Source organism: Ulvibacterium sp. (genome assembly GCF_965228935.1).
In the GTDB taxonomy this organism is placed as follows: Bacteria; Bacteroidota; Bacteroidia; order Flavobacteriales; family Flavobacteriaceae; genus Ulvibacterium.
Genome location: NZ_OZ245846.1, coordinates 1,509,257 through 1,528,778 on the forward strand (window position 1 = coordinate 1,509,257; position 19,522 = coordinate 1,528,778).

The window sequence follows — 19,522 nt, forward strand, 5'->3', positions numbered from 1 at the left end:
GGGCAATTTTTCAATAAGCTTTATAATGTATTGATGCCCTGAACATTTGGCCTTCCACTATTGGCTTTTATTAAAATAATAGTATCTTTGCACCCGCCAGAATGGAAACGTTTTGGTTCCATGTTGAGGGCGTAGGTCAAAAATAAGTGTTGGTACGATGAAGCATAAGGAATATAGTATTCCTTTCTCGGGATTGAAGCAAGGAAAACACGAGTTCACCTATACCATTGATAATACGTTCTTTGATTCCTTTGGGTATGAAGAATTCAATGAAGCCCAGATAGATTTCTTGGCGGAACTGAACAAAATGAGTACTATGCTTGAACTACGATTAAAAGGCAATGGCATAGTAAATGTGGATTGCGACTTAACAAGTGAACCTTATGACCAATCTATTTCCGCCCAATTGGAATTGGTGGTCAAGTTCGGAGAGGATTTCAATGATGAGGACGATGAAATATTGATTATTCCCCACGGGGAGCATCAGATCAATATAGCACAGTACGCCTACGAAATGCTGGTGCTGGCCGTTCCGCAAAAACGCATACATCCAGGAGTCCTGGATGGAACCCTAAAATCCGATACGCTGGATAGGCTAAAGGAACTACAACCTAAAGAGATTAAGGAGAACTCTGAAAAAAATGACCCGCGTTGGGATGCATTAAAACAGTTTTTAACGGATAAATAAGATATAAAATGGCACATCCTAAAAGAAAAATATCCCGAACTAGAAGGGATAAGAGAAGAACCCATTATAAAGCCGTTGCCCCTACCTTGGCCACGGATCCCACAACAGGGGAAATGCATCTGTACCACAGGGCGCACTGGCATGAAGGCAAATTGTATTATAAGGGTCAGGTCCTCATTGATAAGACCGAGGAAGCAGAGGCTTAAGAAAAACAGCTATACTATCTTGAACTCCTGTCCTTGTTGGGACAGGTTTTTTTGTAGATGCATGTTTTTAAAGGTGAAAATAGCATTTGGTCAAAGGCGAACAACGACCTCTAGGATTACTTCAAACACCCTAGTGCTAGGGACTAAGTACGATTAAGACCGAAACACATAATTTTCAAATTCTCTAAATCCCTTTAATTTTCAAAAAAGTCGCAGAAAATCAGTATTTTTCACGAATTTTGATGCATTTTAGAAGGTTTTTTGATGCAAAATCAACTTTAGGATGGGTAAATTAACGGCAGCCATTACGGCTGTAGGAGCTTACGTTCCAAACTTTGTGTTGACCAATAAAATGCTGGAAGGCATGGTAGAGACCAACGATGAATGGATAGTTACCAGAACCGGCATCAAGGAAAGAAGAATATTGAAACCGGAGGAAGGCGAAGGATCATCCTATCTGGCCATCAAGGCAGCAAAAAATCTTTTGGAAAAAAGGAAAATAGATTCTAAGGAAATTGATTTGATCATGGTCGCCACCGCCACTCCGGATAGTTTGGTTGCCTCTACCGCCGCCTTTGTTGCCTCGGAAATCGGGGCTACCAATGCCTTTGCCTATGATCTATTGGCAGCCTGTTCCAGTTTTCTGTTCGGGATGTCTACGGCGGCAAGCTATATCCAATCCGGTAGGTACAAAAAGGTTTTGTTGATAGGGGCGGATAAAATGTCGTCGATCATTGATTATACGGATAGAACTACCTGTATTATTTTTGGAGATGGGGCAGGGGCCGTTCTTTTTGAGCCGAATACGGAAAATCTCGGACTACAGGATGAGTATCTTAGGGCGGATGGTTCCGGAAGACAATTTTTAGGGATGGATGCGGGAGGTTCATTACTGCCTGCTTCGGAGGAAACGGTTAGGGATCGGAAGCATTATATTTATCAAGATGGAAAAACGGTCTTTAAATTTGCGGTCTCCAACATGGCCGATGTGGCCGTAAAAATCATGGAACGGAATAATCTGACCCATAACGATGTGTCATGGTTGGTTCCTCATCAGGCCAATAAACGGATTATCAATGCAACGGCTAAAAGAATGGGTCTGGACGATTCCAAGGTGATGATAAACATACAACGTTATGGCAATACCACCGCTGCCACCCTTCCACTTCTGTTGCGGGATTATGAGGATCAACTAAAAAAGGGCGATAATCTGATTTTCGCCGCTTTTGGCGGAGGCTTCACTTGGGGATCCATTTATTTAAAGTGGGCCTATAACTAAAACTAAAAAACTGAAATGTAATGGATATCAAGGAAATTCAAAGCCTAATCAAATTCGTGGCAAAATCCGGTGCCAGCGAAGTAAAACTTGAGACGGACGATATTAAAATCACCATTCGCACCGGAACCGTCGGACCTGGAACGGATACAACGTATGTACAACAAATTCCCGTTCCACAGACTCCAATGGCACCCATTCCCCAAGCTCCTCCGGAAACCCCTGCTCCGTCCCCGGAAGCAAACACTAGCGAGACCCCGGAAGAAGATGCCAAATACATCACCATTAAATCGCCTATTATCGGAACTTTTTATAGGAAACCCTCACCGGACAAACCGGCATTTGTAGAGGTAGGCAGTAGCATCTCAAAAGGGGATGTTCTCTGTGTTATAGAGGCAATGAAACTCTTTAATGACATAGAATCCGAAGTATCCGGTAAAATTGTAAAGGTTTTGGTTGAGGATTCCTCACCGGTAGAATTTGATCAACCCTTGTTTTTGGTAGATCCATCCTAGGTTAAATCACAATACCCAAACTCTAAAGGCCAAAATCTTTTTGGAACTTGGAATTTGAGATTTGAAATTTTAAGGTATTATGTTCAAGAAAGTATTGATTGCAAACAGGGGGGAAATCGCCCTTAGGATTATCCGGACATGTAAAGAAATGGGGATCAAGACCGTTGCGGTCTATTCCAAGGCGGATGAGGAAAGTCTACATGTTAGATTCGCGGACGAGGCAGTCTGTATCGGTCCCGCTCCCAGTAGTGAATCCTATCTAAAAATCCCCAATATCATTGCCGCCGCGGAGATTACCAATGCGGATGCCATTCACCCCGGATATGGATTCCTGTCCGAGAATTCAAAATTTTCAAAAATATGTGCTGAACATGAGATAAAATTTATAGGTGCTTCCGGGGAACAGATCGATCAAATGGGGGATAAGGCAACGGCAAAGGCAACGATGAAGAAAGCTGGGGTACCTACCATTCCGGGATCCGATGGACTTTTAAAGGATGTTGCCGATGCCAAAAAGACGGCCAAAAAGATGGGTTACCCCGTTATGATCAAGGCCACCGCAGGTGGCGGGGGCAAGGGAATGCGTGCCATCTGGTCCGAGGATCAAATGGAAAGCAACTTTGAAAGCGCCGTTAAAGAAGCTACCGCCGCCTTTGGCAATGGGGGCATGTACATGGAAAAATTTATTGAGGAGCCCCGCCATATTGAAATACAGGTAGTGGGGGATCAATATGGGAAGGCATGCCACCTTTCCGAAAGGGACTGCTCTATTCAACGCCGTCATCAAAAATTGACCGAAGAAACCCCTTCACCTTTTATGACGGATAAACTAAGGGATGAAATGGGGAAGGCCGCCATAAAGGCCGCAGAATTTATTAAATATGAAGGTGCCGGCACTATAGAATTTTTAGTGGATAAACATCGCAACTTCTATTTTATGGAGATGAATACCCGTATACAAGTGGAGCACCCCATAACGGAGCAGGTCGTGGACTATGATTTAATACGGGAACAGATTTTGGTAGCTGGGGGCGTGCCTATTTCAGGGAAAAACTATATCCCAAAGCTACATTCCATAGAATGTCGCATCAATGCCGAAGACCCTTATAATGATTTTAGACCTTCTCCCGGGAGAATAACCACCTTGCACACCCCGGGGGGTCATGGGGTAAGAATGGACACCCATGTGTACAGCGGTTATGTGATCCCGCCGAACTACGACTCCATGATCGCCAAGTTGATCACCACGGCGCAAACACGCGAAGAAGCGATTAACAAAATGAAACGTGCCTTGGATGAATTTGTGATAGAAGGCATCAAGACTACCATTCCGTTTCATAGACAACTCATGGAACATCCCGATTATTTGGCGGGGAATTATACCACCAAGTTTATGGAAGATTTTGAGATGGAACCACAGCTTGAAGAATGAGCGGACGAGACCTTGTAAGGTCTTACTAATTCCGGATAATGAACCTCAGCTATTGGGAATATAAGACATGGTTGTCCAACATAGACTTTGCAATTGTAGGCAGTGGAATAGTTGGGCTTAGTTGTGCGCTTCGATTAAGGGATGCCCATCCCAAATCCAAAATAGTAGTTCTGGAAAGAGGTGTTCTGCCTCAGGGTGCCAGTACCAAAAATGCCGGTTTTGCCTGCTTTGGAAGTATTTCCGAAATTTTGGCCGATCTGAATTCCTATGCGCAGGAAAAAGTATTTCGTCTTGTAGAGCAAAGATGGGAAGGAATACAATTGCTTCGAAGTGTTTTAGGGGACGAACAAATCGATTTTCGACAAAACGGGAGTTACGAACTTTTTTTGGAGGAACAGACAGCGCTTTACGAGAATTGCCTCGATCGTATGGCGGGAATCAATCATCTTTTAAAACCGATATTTGGAGCCGAACCCTTTAGTTTGCATCCCAATTCCTTTCATTTCAAAAGTATAAAGGAGCGCTATATCGCACATACCTTTGAAGGACAATTAGATACCGGCAAGATGATGATGGCCCTACTTCAATTGGCACAGCAAAAAGGTATTATTGTTTTGAATTCGATAACCGTCAATGATTTTATGGAGAATCAGGGAAGTATATCGGTACAAACCGATGCTTTTGAATGCAGGGCCCAAAAGTTGCTTATAGCCACCAATGGATTTGCATCCCAATTATTGAACGAAGACGTAAGACCTGCGCGAGCTCAAGTAGTGATTACCAAACCTCTACAAAACCTAGGGATCAGAGGTACATTTCATCTGGATGAAGGGTACTATTATTTTCGGAATATTGACGATCGGATACTACTGGGAGGGGGTAGAAACCTTGATTTTGAAGGGGAGGAAACAGTTGTTTTCGGTCAAACCGAATTGATTCAAAACCGACTGGAAGAACTGCTGGAACGGGTCATTCTCCCCAATACCAACTTTGAAATTGATCGAAGATGGAGCGGGATTATGGGGGTAGGGAAGGAAAAGAGTCCTATTATAAAACAGGTTTCGGAGAATGTGTATGGTGCCATTCGCTTAGGGGGCATGGGGGTCGCGATCGGCAGTTTGACCGGGAGGAAGTTGGCAGACCTCATTTAGAGGTGGCGCTTCACGAGCCATGTCAAAGTGTAATATCTATAATATTGAAATACCGGAATAAAGCACTTAGTTTTTTCTGTACAAGTAATATTTTCTTCCTATATTGGTAGACTTACTTTTTCATTAGCTTCCCCAGAGCTTAATCCACATTTTTTATGGACTAAACCCCCATATCCTCCACCATAGGGTATACGAACTATTTGCTTTGGTAGATATCCATTTGGTTCGATTTATTGATTATCGAACGGGTAACGGTTAGTAGTGTACTAAAACGGTGATTTTATGAAAAACGGTGTCCCAAGGAAATTTGGTTTAGGTTGTATAGTAGTGTTCATGGCGTCCTTTTGTATGGGATGTTCCTCATCGAAAATGAATTTTAGGAGGGAATACAACAAAGTATGGAAGGAAATGGTGAAATCCGAGGCCTGGAAGAATTCCTTATTGGCCGATAGGACGGTAAAACCAAAGGAGGAAATGGATTTTTACACCAGCATTCTGGACGCCGGAATAGGTAAAGAAGATACCTATAATCCATTGATGGAAGAAGAAGTGGCATTTGAGGAAAAATATAACACCCTAGTCTCCCGGGCGTATTTCAAAATTATTGCCGAAGCGGAAAAGGCGGATGATCGTCTTAAGAAAGAATATGAGGAATGGAACGCCAAAAAACTTGAAACGGGCAATAAAGGGAATGTGACGTTCAAGAAGCAGCTCAACTTGATAAATCGGCGTTATTCCGCACACCAAGAGATGCTAAAAGGCCTCAAATCCTGGAATATTTTGAGTGAGTATAGATCGGACGACCTTCGGTTCTTTAAAAATGAAAACAGGGATGAGGTCAAGCAGATGTTCAATACGGGCAAGGAAGATAGTGCCATCGTCAACCTTTTGATATATAGGTTGGCAGACCTGTATCATTTTGAGGATTAGGGTTCCTTTATCTTTAGTGCAACACTTACCCTCCTAAAATCGAATAAAGGATTTGGATATTCATTTATTTCCTATTTTCTAATTGGTTTTTTAATGCAAGGAACAATCAAAAAGGAGCTGCTGGAGTTTTGCGAGACTTTTGTTGTAGACCGAATTGTCCGTATCCGAAAGAATATGGTAGATATACAAGAAGCATTGACCTCCGAAACCAAAAGTAGTGCGGGCGACAAGCATGAAACGGGGAGGGCCATGTTGCAGTTGGAGCGTGAAAAATTGGGTCATCAATTGACAGCGGCCGAGGCAATGAAGCAGGTCATGGCTAAAGTACATTTACAAGAAAATAAGGAAATAATAGGCCTTGGCAGCTGTGTCATTACTTCAAGAGGCAATTATTTTTTGGCCATTTCTGCAGGGGCCTTTAAAAAAAAGAACCGATCTTTTTTTTGTATCTCCGCAGGGACACCTATTGGAAAGCTGTTGTTAGGGAAGACTATTGGAGATACTATTGCTTTCAATGGGCAAAAAATCAAAATTTTGGAAATTGAATAGCCGATAAAACATTGTTTGATTTTATTGCCTTTTAAAACATTTCCAAGATGTGTCATATTTGTATTTGGATAGAATCGCTTACTTCGCTTTTTTCCGATTTAGAAATTCAATGGAGATATCCAGAAATTGGGATTTATTTGTGCCGCCAATTGGGATATGTCCGGAATTGGGAACGATCCACAATTCCGAATCGGGCAAATGCTTATGAAGTGCAAGCGCCGCGTCCACGCCCAATATCTCATCACGGTCACCATTAATGATCAATGTTCGGGTACGCACTGCCCTTAAATCTTCGTCCTTAAGTCTAATTTCATAATTTAAGCCTGGATTGAACAGCGCCTTAATCTGTTGGTCTCCCTGGGGATGTAGCCCCCGAAGTTGTTCAACAAAGGAGGGAGGAAGATCTTCAAAGGAGAATTGATTATCAAGCGCTTGGTTATCCCCGCCACTATAATTATGGGAAGCACCTATAAGTATTACGGATTCCAGCCGATCCGGAAGTAAATCGCCAATTTGAAGCAAGACCAGTCCTCCGTAACTCAGACCAATGGCCTTGACCCTTTTTAAGCTTAAATAATCCATTAGGGCTATGATATCTTTGGCCGATTTCTGTATGGAAAAATCCTCGGTCAATGGCGTGGTTTTACCATGACCCCTTAGGTCTACGGCGTATACTTCATAACTTTGGGCATAGGTGGAAATGTATTCCGACCAAAATTGGGAAGATTGTGTCCAGCCATGAAGAAGAAGCAACGGTTCGCCCTTACCGTATTGTTCATAGTACAACTCAATACCATTTACATTTACGATTTCGGTCCTATTGGGTTCCTGTGCATGGCCTTGTTCTACCAGTAAGGCTACTGAAATTAGGAATAGCTTTTTCATTTTGGAATGTAACGATAGATTGATGCAATACGCAAACAATCGGTCATAAGCCATAACGAATATCGGAATATTTATACGACCACTCTATTTATAATTAACCATAAATTAAGAAAAGGAACCGGGATTCTTTTTAAATTTAAAGGAATTAACCGTTTAAAATTTTAAGAATGTCTACACAAGAAGTTGCCGATAAGTTAGTGAGCCTTTGCAAGGAGGGAAAATACGATGAAGCTTACGAGCTTTATGCAGATGATGCGGTAAGTATTGAAATGCCCGGCATGCCAGGGGATGAAGTGACCCAGGGTAAGGAAAAAATTATTGACGGATACTATGAGTGGGCCAATAGTATTGAAGAGGTTCATGGGGGTTCAGTGGGAGAACCCGTGGTTGCCGGGAATCACTTTATGCTTCCTATGACAAGTGATGCCACCTTCAAAGGGCAAGGCAGATGGAAAATGGAAGAACTGTGTTTGTACCAAGTTGAAAATGGTAAAATTAAAAAAGCACAATTCTTTTATGATGTACCCGATATGGGGTAGAAATTACTCCAAATTGGGTTTCCCGCGACTGGCTTTTTTCTGTGCGGTTATTTTTTTGGCCTTTAAGCGTTTTTCCTTTGCGGCTTGTGATGGCTTTGTTCTCTTTCTTTTTTTCGGCACTTTTAATGCCGACTCGATGACATCCAAAAAACGACGGATTACAAGCTCCTTGTTTTTGTGTTGGCTACGGGTCGCATCACATTGCAAAAGCAACAAACCGTCATTGGTCAGTCGAGACTCAAGTTTCTCCAGCAGACGTTTCTTTTCCGTTTCCGACAAAGCGGAGGAACCTATCAGATTAAAGGTCAACTCAATTTTTGTAGAGACCTTGTTCACATGCTGTCCACCGGCGCCTCCACTGCGAACGGCCTTAAATTGAACTTCTCGAATAAGTTGCCCCGTGTCCATAAAGATCAGATGTTTAACCGTTGATTTATGGTTTCTATGGAGATATTCAAAAAAATATTCTTTTCTGCTTCCAATGCGGAATGATGGTTAAAGAAAATGTCCTGTTCTTCATAGGTTCCTACGACCAGATAATGCCCTCCCATATAATATGATTTTTTTACAACGACTTCCAGCCCTGATTTTTCTGAGACCTTGAACTCATGGGCATAGACGATAATGCGGCGTTTGGTATCCGCATACGATTTAACGACATTGATCGGGATTCTATTGGCCTCACCGAACAAAGAGGCGATATATAAATCCTTCGGGTGCTCATACAAGTTTTTTGGGGTATCCTTGGCAATAATTTTTCGGTCTTTCAGAACGATTACCCGATCGGCAAAGGGAAGCATATCATTATGATCATGGGTCGCCGTTAAAACGGTTATCCCCTCTTTTTTTAAAAAGGTGAACAAATTCCTTCTTAAGGCGTTTTTTCTAAAGTTATCGATATGGCTAAAGGGTTCGTCCAGCAAAAGAATTTGGGGCTGTTGCGCCAGCACCCTGGCCAATGCTACCCGTTGTTGTTGTCCCCCGCTCAAATAACGTACTTTCGTCTGGGCCAAATGGGTCATTTCTATCATCTCCAAAAGCTCAGAAGTGCGGGCCTTAAGCTCCTCGGGTTCGAAAACGGAAAGGTATTGGCTTATGTTTTCAAAAACGGTAGTGTAGGGCATCAGGTCAAAATCCTGGGCCAGGTACTTCATATAGGGTTCACCGGGAACCAAATTGTACAAAGGCCCCTTTATTTGGTTTTCATCCCAATAAACCTCCCCGACCTTAATATGCAATAGGCCGTAAATAATTTTAAGCAAGGTGCTTTTTCCACAACCGCTTTCCCCGATAATGGAAACGTGCTCGCCTTTGGAGACTTTCAGGTTTATGTCTTCCAACACCGATGTTTCGTCATAGGCAAATGATACATGATCTACTTGAAGCATAGGAAGTGTTGTTCTAGGGAAAATAAAATCCGCTCCCAAATTAAGAAACGGATTTTCCAAAAAAATATTGATAATTGCCCGTATTAATCCTTAAATTCTTTGAGCACGGTCTGGTTGGGCAATTCCTCGAAGCCCATATTGTAGAGGGTAAATCCAAAAATATCGGCATACTGCTCAATGGTCTTGCTTACTGGGGTACCTGCACCATGCCCAGCGTTGGTCTCTATCCGGATCAAAGTAGGATTTTTCCCGATTTGTTTTTCCTGTAGCTCCGCCGAGAATTTAAAGCTGTGGGCGGGCACCACTCGGTCATCATGATCCCCGGTGGTTATTAGGGTGGCAGGATATTTGGTTCCTTCCTTTATGTTGTGCAAGGGTGAATAACCCTTTAAATAAGCGAACATTTCCTTACTCTCCTCGGCGGTTCCATAATCATAGGCCCATCCGGCACCCGCTGTAAACGTATGATACCGGAGCATATCCAAGACTCCCACGGCCGGTAACGCTACCTGCATCAAATCTGGTCGTTGGGTCATGGTAGCCCCCACCAAAAGCCCTCCGTTGGAACCACCTCTAATAGCCAGATATTCCTTAGAGGTGTAGTTGTTGTCAATGAGATATTCCGCTGCGGCTATGAAATCATCAAACACATTTTGTTTTTTCATTTTTGTACCGGCAATATGCCACTTTTTACCATACTCACCGCCACCACGGAGGTTGGGCACGGCGTAGACGCCTCCCTGCTCCATCCAAATTGCATTGACTATGCTGAAATAAGGAGTCAGGCTAATGTTGAACCCCCCGTAACCATATAGGATGGTCGGGTTTTTTCCATTGCGTTCAATTCCTTTTTTGTAGGTAATGATCATAGGTACTCGGGTGCCATCCTTTGAAGCATAGAATACTTGTTTGGATTCGTAATCGGACGGGTCAAAATCAATTTCCGGTTTCCAGTATTGACTGTATTTTCCGGTTTTCACATTATACTTATAGGAGGAACCTGGGGTGTTGTAGTTGGTAAAGGAAAAATAGAACTCCCTGTCTTCTTTCTTGCCACCAAATCCACCGGCACTACCAACACCCGGGAGTTCCACTTCCCGTATCAGGGTTCCTTCATAATCATATTGTAAGACCTTGGAAATGGCATCTACCATATATTCCGTAAAGAAATATCCGCCTCCGGTACCCGCGGTCAACACATTTTCTGTTTCCGGGATGAAGTCTTTCCAATTCTCCGGAACGGGATTGGTAGCATCGGTAACAACAATTTTTTTGTTTGGGGCATTTCGGTTAGTGACCAAATACAATTTAGTTCCTACGTTTTCAATAACACTGGTATCCGATTCCGTATCATCCAGCACGGTGACCAATTTGGCAGCGGGATCCATCAAATCCTTCAGATACAATTTATTGCCCGAAGTTGAGGTGGATGCGGAAATAAATAGGTAGCGTTCATCTTCGGAAACATAACCACCCACATAGCGATGTTTTTGTTTTGATGTCCCACCAAAGACAACCTGATCCTCAATCTGGGGAGTGCCTAATTTATGATAGTATAACTTATGTTGATCGGTTTTGGCAGAAAGCTCACTGCCTTTGGGCTTATCGTAGCTGGAATAGAAAAAACCATCATTACCTTTCCAGGAAATACTGCTAAATTTGATATCTACCAAGGTATCCTCCACAATTTCCTTGGTCTGTGTATGGATTACTATCCCTTTGCGCCAGTCGCTCCCTCCTTCGGAAATAAGGTATGCGGCCTTTGAACCGTCCTTGGTAAAGCTTAGCCCCATTAATGAAGTGGTACCATCTTCGGAAAAGGTATTGGGGTCTAGAAAAACCTCTTCCTCTCCTTCATCTTTTTTACGATAGACCACATATTGATTCTGTAGACCATCGTTCTTGTAGAAGTAGGTATAGTCCCCTTCCTTAAAGGGGGAGCCCAACTTTTCATAATTCCAAAGCTTTTCAAGACGATTTTTAAGATCGTCCCGAAAAGGGATCCTGTCCAAATAGCCAAAGGTAGTTTTGTTCTGTGCCTTTACCCAGGCCTCGGTTTCCGTACTCCGGTCATCTTCCAACCAACGGTAGGGATCCTTTACTTCGGTACCAAAATACGTATCTACGGTATCGACTTTCTTCGTGTTGGGATAATTCACAATGATGGGATTTCTCTCTTTTTTGATGTTACAGGCAGCAAAGATAAGCACTAGCAAAAAGACGCCGATTTTTCTCATGTCAGTTGGGATTAAATCTGATAAAAATATCCCAAAAGCAAATGAAATCAATGGATTTGGAAAGATTTAACTTTATTTAAGGAAACGGGACAGGGATGAGCAAAATTCAGATACCCTGATGCTTTTGCACCCTTTGAACCAGGTTTGGTCAAAGTAAAACTTTGGTGACCTCCGGATTACCTACACCAACTGATTTTCCACTAAGTATTCCGCAATTTGAACGGCATTGGTCGCCGCTCCTTTTCTAAGGTTGTCGGACACAATCCATAGGTTCAATGTATTGCGCTGGGTTTCATCCCTTCGGATACGGCCCACAAAGACTTCGTCCTTATCATGTGCATAGATAGGCATGGGATACGTATTGGTATCTGGGTTGTCCTGTACCGTTACCCCTGGGGTTTCGTTTAACAATTTCCGAACTTCGTTAAGTTCAAAATCGTTCTCGAACTCCACGTTTACGGATTCCGAATGTCCTCCCGCAGTGGGGATACGCACGGCTGTGGCGCTTACCGAGAATGTACGGTCATCCAAGATTTTTTGTGGCTCACGAGCCAGTTTCATCTCTTCCTTGGTATATCCGTTTTCCATGAAGATATCGCAATGTGGCAATGCATTTCTATTGATGGGATAGGGATAGGCCATTTCGCCCTGAACACCCGCCATTTCGTTTTCCAGTTGTTTTACGGCCTTTACACCGGTTCCCGAGACTGATTGATAGGTAGAGACCACTACCCGCTTCATCCGATACTTCCGGTGTAGGGGTGCCAGTGCCATAACCATTTGAATGGTAGAACAATTGGGATTGGCAATGATTTTGTCCGTTGCCTTTAATTCTTGGGCATTGATTTCCGGAACTACCAACTTTTTGGTTGGATCCATGCGCCAGGCAGAGGAATTGTCTACAACCGTAGTACCGACCTCTGCAAACTTGGGAGCCCATTCCAAAGAGGTATCTCCACCAGCCGAGAAAATGGCGATGTCGGGCCTTGCCGTTACCGCCTCGTTAAGGGCTATAACCGTATGTTCCTCGCCCTTGAAGGTCAATTTCTTGCCTACGGAACGTTCCGAAGCTACCAATAACAATTCGGAGATAGGGAAATTGCGTTCCGCCAATACCTTTAACATCACCTCGCCGACCATTCCCGTGGCACCTACTACCGCTACTTTCATTGCCTATGAATTTGGAAAGGCAAATGTACTCCATGGATACGGACTGTACAAGTAAAGCGAATCAAATTTAAAAAATATAACAAAATGTTATAAAAATGAATTTCACGTTCAGAAAAGAAAAACCCCTGTTTACGCAGGGGTTAATGGTTTTAATTTTAATTGTGATGTAGCGGTGCCTTGTAAAAGGCTTGATATGAGTTATTGCTTTTTTAACAGATCCCGGATTTCGGCCAAGAGCTCTTCTTGGGTAGGCCCTGATGGGGCAGGTTTCGGTTTGGGTGCCCGTACCTTGTTATAAGATTTCACGATCATAAACAACACAAAACCTACAATGATCAGATTGATAATCGTGTTTATCCAGGCACCATAGCGGATGGCACTTTCAGGTTTTTCTACGGTTCCATCGGCTGCCATCACGGCTTCGGAAAGGACAACTTTCATATCCGCAAAATCCATTCCACCAGCAAAATAGCCGACTATGGGCATCATAATGTCATTCACAAATCCGTTTACGACAAGACCAACGGCACCGGCCAATATTACGGCCACTGCCAAATCGATGACGTTTCCCGTCATGATAAAATTTTTGAATTCTTTCCACATGGTTTTAGTGTTTTAATAAATTGTTATTAGCATCTGCCCGCAATGTAGCTAAAAAAATACTGTTAACAAAATGTTAATAGTCAAATCAATTATCGATAAAAACACGTTTTACCCGCTGCGAAATACCTGTTAAAAGCTCATAGGAGATGGTATTTGCCGTAGATGCAAATTCCTCTGCAGTCGGGTTTTGTCCAAAGATGACGACTTCATCCCCTTCACTGCAATCAATTCCGGTGATATCTATCATGATCATATCCATACAGACGTTTCCAATTATAGGGGCTTTTTTGCCATGTACCGTTACATACGTACTTCCATTGCCGTACTGCCTACTTATTCCGTCGGCGTGTCCCAAGGGCAGCGTGGCCGTTACCCGGTACCCATCGGATATAAAGGCCCTATTGTATCCTACGGTTTCATTGGGCTCTATTTTATGGATTTGTGAAATAATGGTCTTAAGGCAAGCTACAGGTCTCAATTGTGCATCGATGGTCTTTTCGTTGCCATACCCGTACAGACCTATCCCACTTCTTACCATATCCCATTGGGATTCCGGATAGTTGATGATACCCGAGGTATTCAATAGATGCCGAAAAGGGGTACAATCCAATTTTTCATCCATCTCGGCAGCAATTTTTTGAAACGTATCGATTTGGCCATTTGTAAATGCGGCTTCCTCCAAGTCGTCGGATGCCGCCAAATGGGAAAAGACAGAAACTATTTTGATTTCGCTCCGCCCAACCAATTGCTTAACAATATAATCCACATCGTTCTCCCAGAATCCTAATCGATTCAGACCTGTATTAAATTTGATATGTACTGGATAATCCTTTTGCCCACTTTTTTTGGCAACTTCGAGAAATTCCCTAAGTATTTTTGGGGAGTACAGACTGGGCTCTAGATTTCTCTTTATAAGTGTTTCAAAATTTGAGGGCTGTGGATGTAATACAAGAATGGGGGCCTGTATTCCTCCATCGCGTAAGGTTACGCCTTCGTTTACATAGGCCACCGCAAAATAGTCTACTCCCAATCCTTCCAATTTTTGGGCAATTTTTGCTACATCACTACCATATGCGAAGGCCTTTACCACGGCCAAGAATTTTGTGGTAGGCCGCAATCTGGATTTCAAATAACGATAATTGTGCTCAAGGGCACCCAAATCGATTTCAAGAATGGTTTCGTTGGTCTTAGGCATTAGGGCTTTTAGAGTTTGGTGGGAGCTCTTCGACTTCCACATCCATCTTTTTTATCTTTTCCCGCAACATTGCCTTAAAAAAAGCGGCCCTGCTCAAGGGCTCATATTCCTCGACTTCGCCGAGCATGACCAAATCGTCATTACTCGATTTTCGGAAACTATAATTCGCCAGGTTTCCCGTACGGGTACAGATTGCATGCACTTTGGTCACATATTCCGCAGTGGCCATTAATGCTGGCATCGGCCCAAAGGGGTTTCCCTTAAAATCCATATCGAGCCCGGCTACCACCACCCGAACACCTTTATTGGCCAAATCGTTACAGACCGTCACTATTTCATCATCAAAGAACTGGGCCTCATCAATTCCAATAACATCACAGGTATCGGCCAAAATACGAATGTTCGCCGCTGCGGGGACAGGTGTGGAACGGATTTCATTGGCATCGTGGGAAATTACCTTATCCTCATGATACCGATTGTCCACAATAGGTTTAAATATTTCTACCTTAAGTTTGGCAAACTTCGCACGTTTTAATCTTCGGATAAGTTCCTCGGTCTTACCAGAAAACATGGAGCCGCAGATGACCTCTATCCAGCCGAATTGTTCTTTGTTATTAACGGTATTTTCGAGAAACATTTTGTAATTTTAGACGAAAATAAGGGGTTTCTTCGTTCCTAATTATAGCAAGCATTAAAATTACTAAAAAAGGGACACCTTTTCCGAAAGGATAAAATAAAAGCAATGAAACGAAAATTGAAGGAGGAATTGCGGAAACTGTCCACGGATATCATTACCTCCAGGGACTTAAAGGAAATTACCGACCTCTACGAAGCGGCCAGAAGTCTTTACGAAAAACTTGCCGTATTGAAGTTTATAGACAACGAGTTGAACGATGTGGAAGTGGATGTTTCCAAAAGCACTATGGCCTCCAAGTTTGAAACAATGGCAAATGCCGTGTTGAGTGCCAATTCATCAGTTCCGGAAAGCAATCCGCATAGCGAGGATATCATGACCCCGGGAATTGATACCATAAAGGACATGGTCTCGGAAATGCCCAATGAGGCGCCGGTAGATGAGGTTTTGGCCGAATTTATGGCAAAACCGGAATATGTGAAGAACGATAAGGAACTCTTTATGCCTTCCAAAGAGAACGGCGCAAAGCGGGAAACAAGGCCAAAGTCCCTAAACGACAGATTCGGGAATACGGACATTAAAGTAGATCTCAATGACCGATTGGCCTTTGTGAAACATCTTTTTAATGAGAGTACGGAAGATTTCAATAGGGTTATCTCCCAACTGAACACCATAGATTCCGAGGAACGTTCCATTTCCTTTATCACCAACATGGTAAAACCCGATTATAATCATTGGGAAGGGAAAGAGGAATATGAAAAACGATTTATGGCATTGGTAGGGCGAAGATTTGCTTAATTCCATGGCCAGGGCCGAAAAGTCTGGACGGGGTGAGGGACTTTAGTAGAAAAGAACTTCTTTACGATCTGCTTTGAACCTTCCATTGCAGGGGGTTCATCAAAATGCAATTACCAGGCATGTTCCGAACTTGTTTTGGTAAGGGCGGGAATCCAAACCATAAGATTTCGGTTTTTGACTCTTATATTAAAATAGGACCGACGGAATATCACCATGGTCTTGATATCCGGGATTGTTGATTTCAAGAAATATTCTATTCGTCAGTCTTCCAAAAACATCTCGAGAAAATGGGGCATCCCATGTAAGTGGTCTATGTGATCTGGGGCACTGTTTCCGGCAAATGATATGATAAGAAATTGTCCTTTGCCCGCCTCGCCAATTTGTTGCATGCCTACCGGGCCCCATTTCAATACGGGTTTTCTTGGTATCCCTAAACGGTTGAGAAGCCAATCTGTGGTTTCCGTAAGGCTGGCAAAAGTTCCCGGAAAAATCTCGGAATGTGTCATCAACATTTTTTTTTCACCCTGGATTGCCTGTTGCGCGTAGTCCAGAAATCCCGCCAATTTTTCGGTGTTCAACCGACCTCCCTCGGCTAAAGGAGTCGCTTTGGGAACATAATCTGTATGTAGCGCATCGAGGAGCAAAAGCCCATCAATTCGATGCATTTGTGATTTTAATAGTTCACGAACGGCCCCATAACCCGCACTAAAGGCACTACAATAAATATTGTTGATTCTTTGTATGGATGATTTCGATTGTATGACTCTTAATAGGCGGTTAAAGACTTCGACATCTTTAAATGGACTTTCATAGACAGAAGAACCTGAACCCAGATGGACTACTGCCAATATCAAGGGTCGATCCGCGTACCGAACGGCATTCATAGGTATATGCGACGCTCCATTGAAATGGATAAGCAAATCCAGGGATTTCATGTTTTCGGCCTTTGGTGGAAGATATAGTACCACCGATTTTGACAAAACACTATCCAAAACCCATTTTTTGCCCGGAGGCTCGGTTTTCCCAAGCCGTTTGTGGATTCGTATATGCTCCTCCATGGGAGAAGGATTCTGCAATCGGGGAGATACAACGTTTTTGGGAATCCCGGAACAGGCCGAGGCCAGGAATATACCGCATATTATCCAACCATATAGTATGAACTGTAGACTGGATTTCTTAAAAGGCAAGACTTTGGTATACATATTGGAAAAATAGAAAAATACCGGAGCATCAAAAAATGTAAATTCATTAAAATGAAAATTTATCCTACGATTTGGGAAGCCTGTCATTACTATAGATTTCCCTACTTTTAAATCGCCTTTTGGAACAGAAATCATAAAGCACAATGGCAAAACTTTATTTAATACCCACGCCCATCGGCAATCTGGAAGATATGACCCTAAGGAGCTTGCGCATTTTGAAGGAGGTAGATACCATACTGGCCGAGGATACCCGAACCAGTGGGAAGCTGTTACAACATTATAACGTTACCACCCCAATGCAGTCCCATCACATGCATAATGAGCATAGGACTGTGGATGCCCTCATCAAGAGAATGTTGTCCGGAGAAACCATTGCCCTTATTTCCGATGCGGGTACACCGGCTATCTCAGATCCCGGGTTTTTATTGACCCGGGCCTGTATTGAAAATGAAATCGCGGTGGAATGTCTTCCGGGAGCTACCGCCTTGATACCGGCATTGGTGAATAGTGGACTTCCCAATGACAAATTTGTTTTCGAGGGATTTCTTCCCGTAAAGAAAGGCCGCCAGACCCGATTAAAGCTTTTGGCCGAGGAGACCCGTACCATGGTATTCTATGAATCGCCCCATAAACTGGTAAAGACCTTGACCCAGTTCGTGGAGTATTTCGGGAAAGATCGCGCCGTTTCCGTTTCCCGGGAACTGACCAAAATGTATGAGGAAACAATACGGGGAACGGCAGCCGAGGTTTTAGCATATTACTCCGAGAGGCCGCCCAAAGGTGAAATAGTTATTGTAGTCGCTGGAAAAAAGTAGTACTTCAATAGCGGGTGGATTTTCGAAGACGGCTAAACGTTTCCGGTTTCATATTCAAGTAGGAGGCTAGATATTTTTGTGGAATTACTTGTAGCTCTTTTGGACAGCGTTGCATGAATCGTATATAGCGTTCTTCCGCCGATAGGGTAAGCAACTCCACCTCGCGATATAGGCGTCCTATAAGGATGTCCCTAAAAAAATGGTGCCCCCAAGTCTGAAAATCCGGATAAAGCTCGAAGAGGCTCTGGTAGTTTTCCCAATTGATGGCCAGCATTTTGGAAGGTTTTAGGGCTTCCAAAAAAGTAAATGACGGGGTCTTATAGATAAAGGAATCGAACACCCCTGAGGGACTTCCGGAATAGGAAAACCCCAAAACCACTTTTTCTCCTCTTTCATTGAGGATATATAGGGCCTGTACACCTTCCAGCACAAAATAAAAGTAGCGCTCGGTAGTACCCGCTTCGGTAATAAGATCTGATCGATTAAAAGATTTGAGAACCCACAACGAGCGGAATTTTGATTCCTCCTCGGAACCTAAATGAACCTGAGGGAAAAAGCCTTTCAGTTTTTGATAAGTAGCGTCGTCCATGGAAGCTATTTGCCATATGGATTATAAAAATAAGGTTTACTTAAGTAAAAGTAACCTACTGCCCCCTTTAAGATAGCGAATCCAAGGTTTCCTTAATTTGAACAAGGTGCCGCTCCGCGTGGCTCAGCAAAAACTCAAAACATTCGGGCAAATAAAAAGTGACGATAGGCCCTATGGCCGAAGAAACTTTGGTTTTTGAGACTTCTTTTTGCCGACTTATAAGAATAGACTGTTTTAAATGACCGTATAGCTGGTTGAATTTTTCAAATGTCTCATTGATTTGTTCTTGGCTTAGGTTATTGGGAAAGACGGGTTCAAATTTCCGTAACGTCTTCATTTTCCATTTGCGTTTGCCCTCTTTCGGACGTTGCCCCCTAATTATTATCTTTTGCCATGCCCGTGCCTTGAGCACTTCGTTTTCAGTGGTACGTTCCGTTGATTTTGCTAAGGCTGCATCTATTTTTTCAACATAAAACGTATACGCAATGCTTAAATGTTCGATAATTTCCAAAACACTCCAAGCCTTGGGTGTTGGAGGGGTGTTCAACTTTGAGATATCCAGTCCCTGAAGTTGGTCTATGGTCTTCATCAAGAGATTCAAGCGTTGAATTTGATTTTCGGACGTAATCAATAAGGGAGGCATAACTAAGTGATTTTGTTCGATACAAAAGTCCAACTTTTGCCTTTTGGAAATATTGATTTGTATCAAGAAAAACGAAA

Annotated in this window: 22 protein-coding genes; 11 read left to right on the plus strand and 11 right to left on the minus strand. The window is 43.0% G+C overall.

Annotated elements, in window-relative coordinates; all coding sequences use genetic code 11:
- Window positions 1-157: 157 nt before the first annotated feature.
- From ACO06Y_RS06125 to ACO06Y_RS06160, 8 genes are all read left to right on the plus strand, one after another.
- Entirely contained in the window at window positions 158-688 is a 531-nt protein-coding gene (locus ACO06Y_RS06125) for a YceD family protein (RefSeq protein WP_422082947.1), read from the plus strand.
- 8 nt (window positions 689-696) lie between these two features.
- Window positions 697-894, plus strand: a complete 198-nt coding sequence (gene rpmF / locus ACO06Y_RS06130) for a 50S ribosomal protein L32 (RefSeq protein ID WP_273568486.1) — start codon at window positions 697-699, stop codon at window positions 892-894.
- Window positions 895-1,177: 283 nt separating this feature from the next.
- Window positions 1,178-2,173, plus strand: coding sequence for a beta-ketoacyl-ACP synthase III (locus ACO06Y_RS06135; protein ID WP_422082948.1), 996 nt, complete (start codon window positions 1,178-1,180; stop codon window positions 2,171-2,173).
- Between the two features lie 20 nt (window positions 2,174-2,193).
- Window positions 2,194-2,685 carry an acetyl-CoA carboxylase biotin carboxyl carrier protein gene (accB, locus tag ACO06Y_RS06140; protein ID WP_422082949.1) on the plus strand — a complete coding sequence of 164 codons (492 nt, stop codon included), beginning with the start codon at window positions 2,194-2,196 and terminating at the stop codon, window positions 2,683-2,685.
- A gap of 79 nt (window positions 2,686-2,764) precedes the next feature.
- Window positions 2,765-4,117 (plus strand): acetyl-CoA carboxylase biotin carboxylase subunit, encoded by a 1,353-nt coding sequence (accC, locus tag ACO06Y_RS06145; RefSeq protein ID WP_422082950.1) that lies wholly within the window; start codon window positions 2,765-2,767, stop codon window positions 4,115-4,117.
- A 38-nt stretch (window positions 4,118-4,155) separates the two neighbouring features.
- On the plus strand, window positions 4,156-5,268 hold the full coding sequence (locus ACO06Y_RS06150; RefSeq protein ID WP_422082951.1) for an NAD(P)/FAD-dependent oxidoreductase: 1,113 nt from the start codon (window positions 4,156-4,158) through the stop codon (window positions 5,266-5,268).
- A gap of 282 nt (window positions 5,269-5,550) precedes the next feature.
- Window positions 5,551-6,198: a hypothetical protein gene (locus ACO06Y_RS06155; RefSeq protein WP_422082952.1), complete on the plus strand. Its 648-nt coding sequence runs from the start codon at window positions 5,551-5,553 to the stop codon at window positions 6,196-6,198.
- Window positions 6,199-6,291: 93 nt separating this feature from the next.
- On the plus strand, window positions 6,292-6,747 hold the full coding sequence (locus ACO06Y_RS06160; protein ID WP_422082953.1) for a 3-oxoacyl-ACP synthase: 456 nt from the start codon (window positions 6,292-6,294) through the stop codon (window positions 6,745-6,747).
- A 78-nt stretch (window positions 6,748-6,825) separates the two neighbouring features.
- Here the strand turns inward: ACO06Y_RS06160 and ACO06Y_RS06165 are convergent, their stop codons facing one another.
- Window positions 6,826-7,632, minus strand: a complete 807-nt coding sequence (locus tag ACO06Y_RS06165; protein WP_422082954.1) for an alpha/beta fold hydrolase — start codon at window positions 7,630-7,632, stop codon at window positions 6,826-6,828.
- A gap of 167 nt (window positions 7,633-7,799) precedes the next feature.
- Between ACO06Y_RS06165 and ACO06Y_RS06170 the strand changes: the two genes are divergently transcribed.
- On the plus strand, window positions 7,800-8,171 hold the full coding sequence (locus ACO06Y_RS06170) for a SnoaL-like domain-containing protein (RefSeq protein WP_422082955.1): 372 nt from the start codon (window positions 7,800-7,802) through the stop codon (window positions 8,169-8,171).
- A gap of 3 nt (window positions 8,172-8,174) precedes the next feature.
- Here ACO06Y_RS06170 and arfB read toward each other — a convergent pair whose 3' ends face one another.
- The 7 genes from arfB to ACO06Y_RS06205 form a co-directional block, all read right to left on the minus strand.
- Window positions 8,175-8,579 (minus strand): alternative ribosome rescue aminoacyl-tRNA hydrolase ArfB, encoded by a 405-nt coding sequence (gene arfB, locus ACO06Y_RS06175; protein WP_422082956.1) that lies wholly within the window; start codon window positions 8,577-8,579, stop codon window positions 8,175-8,177.
- Window positions 8,580-8,584: 5 nt separating this feature from the next.
- Window positions 8,585-9,559, minus strand: coding sequence for an ABC transporter ATP-binding protein (locus ACO06Y_RS06180; protein WP_422082957.1), 975 nt, complete (start codon window positions 9,557-9,559; stop codon window positions 8,585-8,587).
- An 83-nt stretch (window positions 9,560-9,642) separates the two neighbouring features.
- A complete protein-coding gene (locus ACO06Y_RS06185; protein ID WP_422082958.1) occupies window positions 9,643-11,796 on the minus strand; it encodes a prolyl oligopeptidase family serine peptidase in 2,154 nt (717 codons plus the stop codon).
- A gap of 180 nt (window positions 11,797-11,976) precedes the next feature.
- Window positions 11,977-12,966, minus strand: coding sequence for an aspartate-semialdehyde dehydrogenase (locus ACO06Y_RS06190; RefSeq protein ID WP_422082959.1), 990 nt, complete (start codon window positions 12,964-12,966; stop codon window positions 11,977-11,979).
- 198 nt (window positions 12,967-13,164) lie between these two features.
- Entirely contained in the window at window positions 13,165-13,569 is a 405-nt protein-coding gene (gene mscL, locus ACO06Y_RS06195; RefSeq protein ID WP_422082960.1) for a large conductance mechanosensitive channel protein MscL, read from the minus strand.
- Between the two features lie 85 nt (window positions 13,570-13,654).
- Entirely contained in the window at window positions 13,655-14,764 is a 1,110-nt protein-coding gene (alr, locus tag ACO06Y_RS06200; protein WP_422082961.1) for an alanine racemase, read from the minus strand.
- Window positions 14,757-15,401, minus strand: a complete 645-nt coding sequence (locus tag ACO06Y_RS06205; RefSeq protein ID WP_422082962.1) for a thymidine kinase — start codon at window positions 15,399-15,401, stop codon at window positions 14,757-14,759. The genes alr and ACO06Y_RS06205 overlap by 8 nt, the downstream gene beginning before the upstream one ends.
- Before the next feature lie 105 nt (window positions 15,402-15,506).
- Between ACO06Y_RS06205 and ACO06Y_RS06210 the strand changes: the two genes are divergently transcribed.
- Window positions 15,507-16,196, plus strand: a complete 690-nt coding sequence (locus ACO06Y_RS06210; RefSeq protein WP_422082963.1) for a hypothetical protein — start codon at window positions 15,507-15,509, stop codon at window positions 16,194-16,196.
- Between the two features lie 260 nt (window positions 16,197-16,456).
- Here the strand turns inward: ACO06Y_RS06210 and ACO06Y_RS06215 are convergent, their stop codons facing one another.
- Entirely contained in the window at window positions 16,457-17,398 is a 942-nt protein-coding gene (locus ACO06Y_RS06215) for a hypothetical protein (protein ID WP_422082964.1), read from the minus strand.
- A gap of 143 nt (window positions 17,399-17,541) precedes the next feature.
- Between ACO06Y_RS06215 and rsmI the strand changes: the two genes are divergently transcribed.
- Entirely contained in the window at window positions 17,542-18,213 is a 672-nt protein-coding gene (rsmI, locus tag ACO06Y_RS06220; protein ID WP_422082965.1) for a 16S rRNA (cytidine(1402)-2'-O)-methyltransferase, read from the plus strand.
- A gap of 4 nt (window positions 18,214-18,217) precedes the next feature.
- Here the strand turns inward: rsmI and ACO06Y_RS06225 are convergent, their stop codons facing one another.
- Both ACO06Y_RS06225 and ACO06Y_RS06230 read right to left on the minus strand, forming a co-directional pair.
- Window positions 18,218-18,802 carry a Crp/Fnr family transcriptional regulator gene (locus ACO06Y_RS06225; RefSeq protein WP_422082966.1) on the minus strand — a complete coding sequence of 195 codons (585 nt, stop codon included), beginning with the start codon at window positions 18,800-18,802 and terminating at the stop codon, window positions 18,218-18,220.
- A 67-nt stretch (window positions 18,803-18,869) separates the two neighbouring features.
- Window positions 18,870-19,445, minus strand: a complete 576-nt coding sequence (locus ACO06Y_RS06230) for a DinB family protein (RefSeq protein ID WP_422082967.1) — start codon at window positions 19,443-19,445, stop codon at window positions 18,870-18,872.
- Between the last annotated feature and the right edge of the window lie 77 nt (window positions 19,446-19,522).

Coding starts and splice junctions, on each gene's coding strand:
- ACO06Y_RS06125 (WP_422082947.1), top strand. CDS start 158: ATGAAGCATAAGGAATATAGTATTCCTTTCTCGGGATTGAAGCAAGGA.
- rpmF (WP_273568486.1), top strand. CDS start 697: ATGGCACATCCTAAAAGAAAAATATCCCGAACTAGAAGGGATAAGAGA.
- ACO06Y_RS06135 (WP_422082948.1), top strand. CDS start 1,178: ATGGGTAAATTAACGGCAGCCATTACGGCTGTAGGAGCTTACGTTCCA.
- accB (WP_422082949.1), top strand. CDS start 2,194: ATGGATATCAAGGAAATTCAAAGCCTAATCAAATTCGTGGCAAAATCC.
- accC (WP_422082950.1), top strand. CDS start 2,765: ATGTTCAAGAAAGTATTGATTGCAAACAGGGGGGAAATCGCCCTTAGG.
- ACO06Y_RS06150 (WP_422082951.1), top strand. CDS start 4,156: ATGAACCTCAGCTATTGGGAATATAAGACATGGTTGTCCAACATAGAC.
- ACO06Y_RS06155 (WP_422082952.1), top strand. CDS start 5,551: ATGAAAAACGGTGTCCCAAGGAAATTTGGTTTAGGTTGTATAGTAGTG.
- ACO06Y_RS06160 (WP_422082953.1), top strand. CDS start 6,292: ATGCAAGGAACAATCAAAAAGGAGCTGCTGGAGTTTTGCGAGACTTTT.
- ACO06Y_RS06165 (WP_422082954.1), bottom strand. CDS start 7,632: ATGAAAAAGCTATTCCTAATTTCAGTAGCCTTACTGGTAGAACAAGGC.
- ACO06Y_RS06170 (WP_422082955.1), top strand. CDS start 7,800: ATGTCTACACAAGAAGTTGCCGATAAGTTAGTGAGCCTTTGCAAGGAG.
- arfB (WP_422082956.1), bottom strand. CDS start 8,579: ATGGACACGGGGCAACTTATTCGAGAAGTTCAATTTAAGGCCGTTCGC.
- ACO06Y_RS06180 (WP_422082957.1), bottom strand. CDS start 9,559: ATGCTTCAAGTAGATCATGTATCATTTGCCTATGACGAAACATCGGTG.
- ACO06Y_RS06185 (WP_422082958.1), bottom strand. CDS start 11,796: ATGAGAAAAATCGGCGTCTTTTTGCTAGTGCTTATCTTTGCTGCCTGT.
- ACO06Y_RS06190 (WP_422082959.1), bottom strand. CDS start 12,966: ATGAAAGTAGCGGTAGTAGGTGCCACGGGAATGGTCGGCGAGGTGATG.
- mscL (WP_422082960.1), bottom strand. CDS start 13,569: ATGTGGAAAGAATTCAAAAATTTTATCATGACGGGAAACGTCATCGAT.
- alr (WP_422082961.1), bottom strand. CDS start 14,764: ATGCCTAAGACCAACGAAACCATTCTTGAAATCGATTTGGGTGCCCTT.
- ACO06Y_RS06205 (WP_422082962.1), bottom strand. CDS start 15,401: ATGTTTCTCGAAAATACCGTTAATAACAAAGAACAATTCGGCTGGATA.
- ACO06Y_RS06210 (WP_422082963.1), top strand. CDS start 15,507: ATGAAACGAAAATTGAAGGAGGAATTGCGGAAACTGTCCACGGATATC.
- ACO06Y_RS06215 (WP_422082964.1), bottom strand. CDS start 17,398: ATGTATACCAAAGTCTTGCCTTTTAAGAAATCCAGTCTACAGTTCATA.
- rsmI (WP_422082965.1), top strand. CDS start 17,542: ATGGCAAAACTTTATTTAATACCCACGCCCATCGGCAATCTGGAAGAT.
- ACO06Y_RS06225 (WP_422082966.1), bottom strand. CDS start 18,802: ATGGACGACGCTACTTATCAAAAACTGAAAGGCTTTTTCCCTCAGGTT.
- ACO06Y_RS06230 (WP_422082967.1), bottom strand. CDS start 19,445: ATGCCTCCCTTATTGATTACGTCCGAAAATCAAATTCAACGCTTGAAT.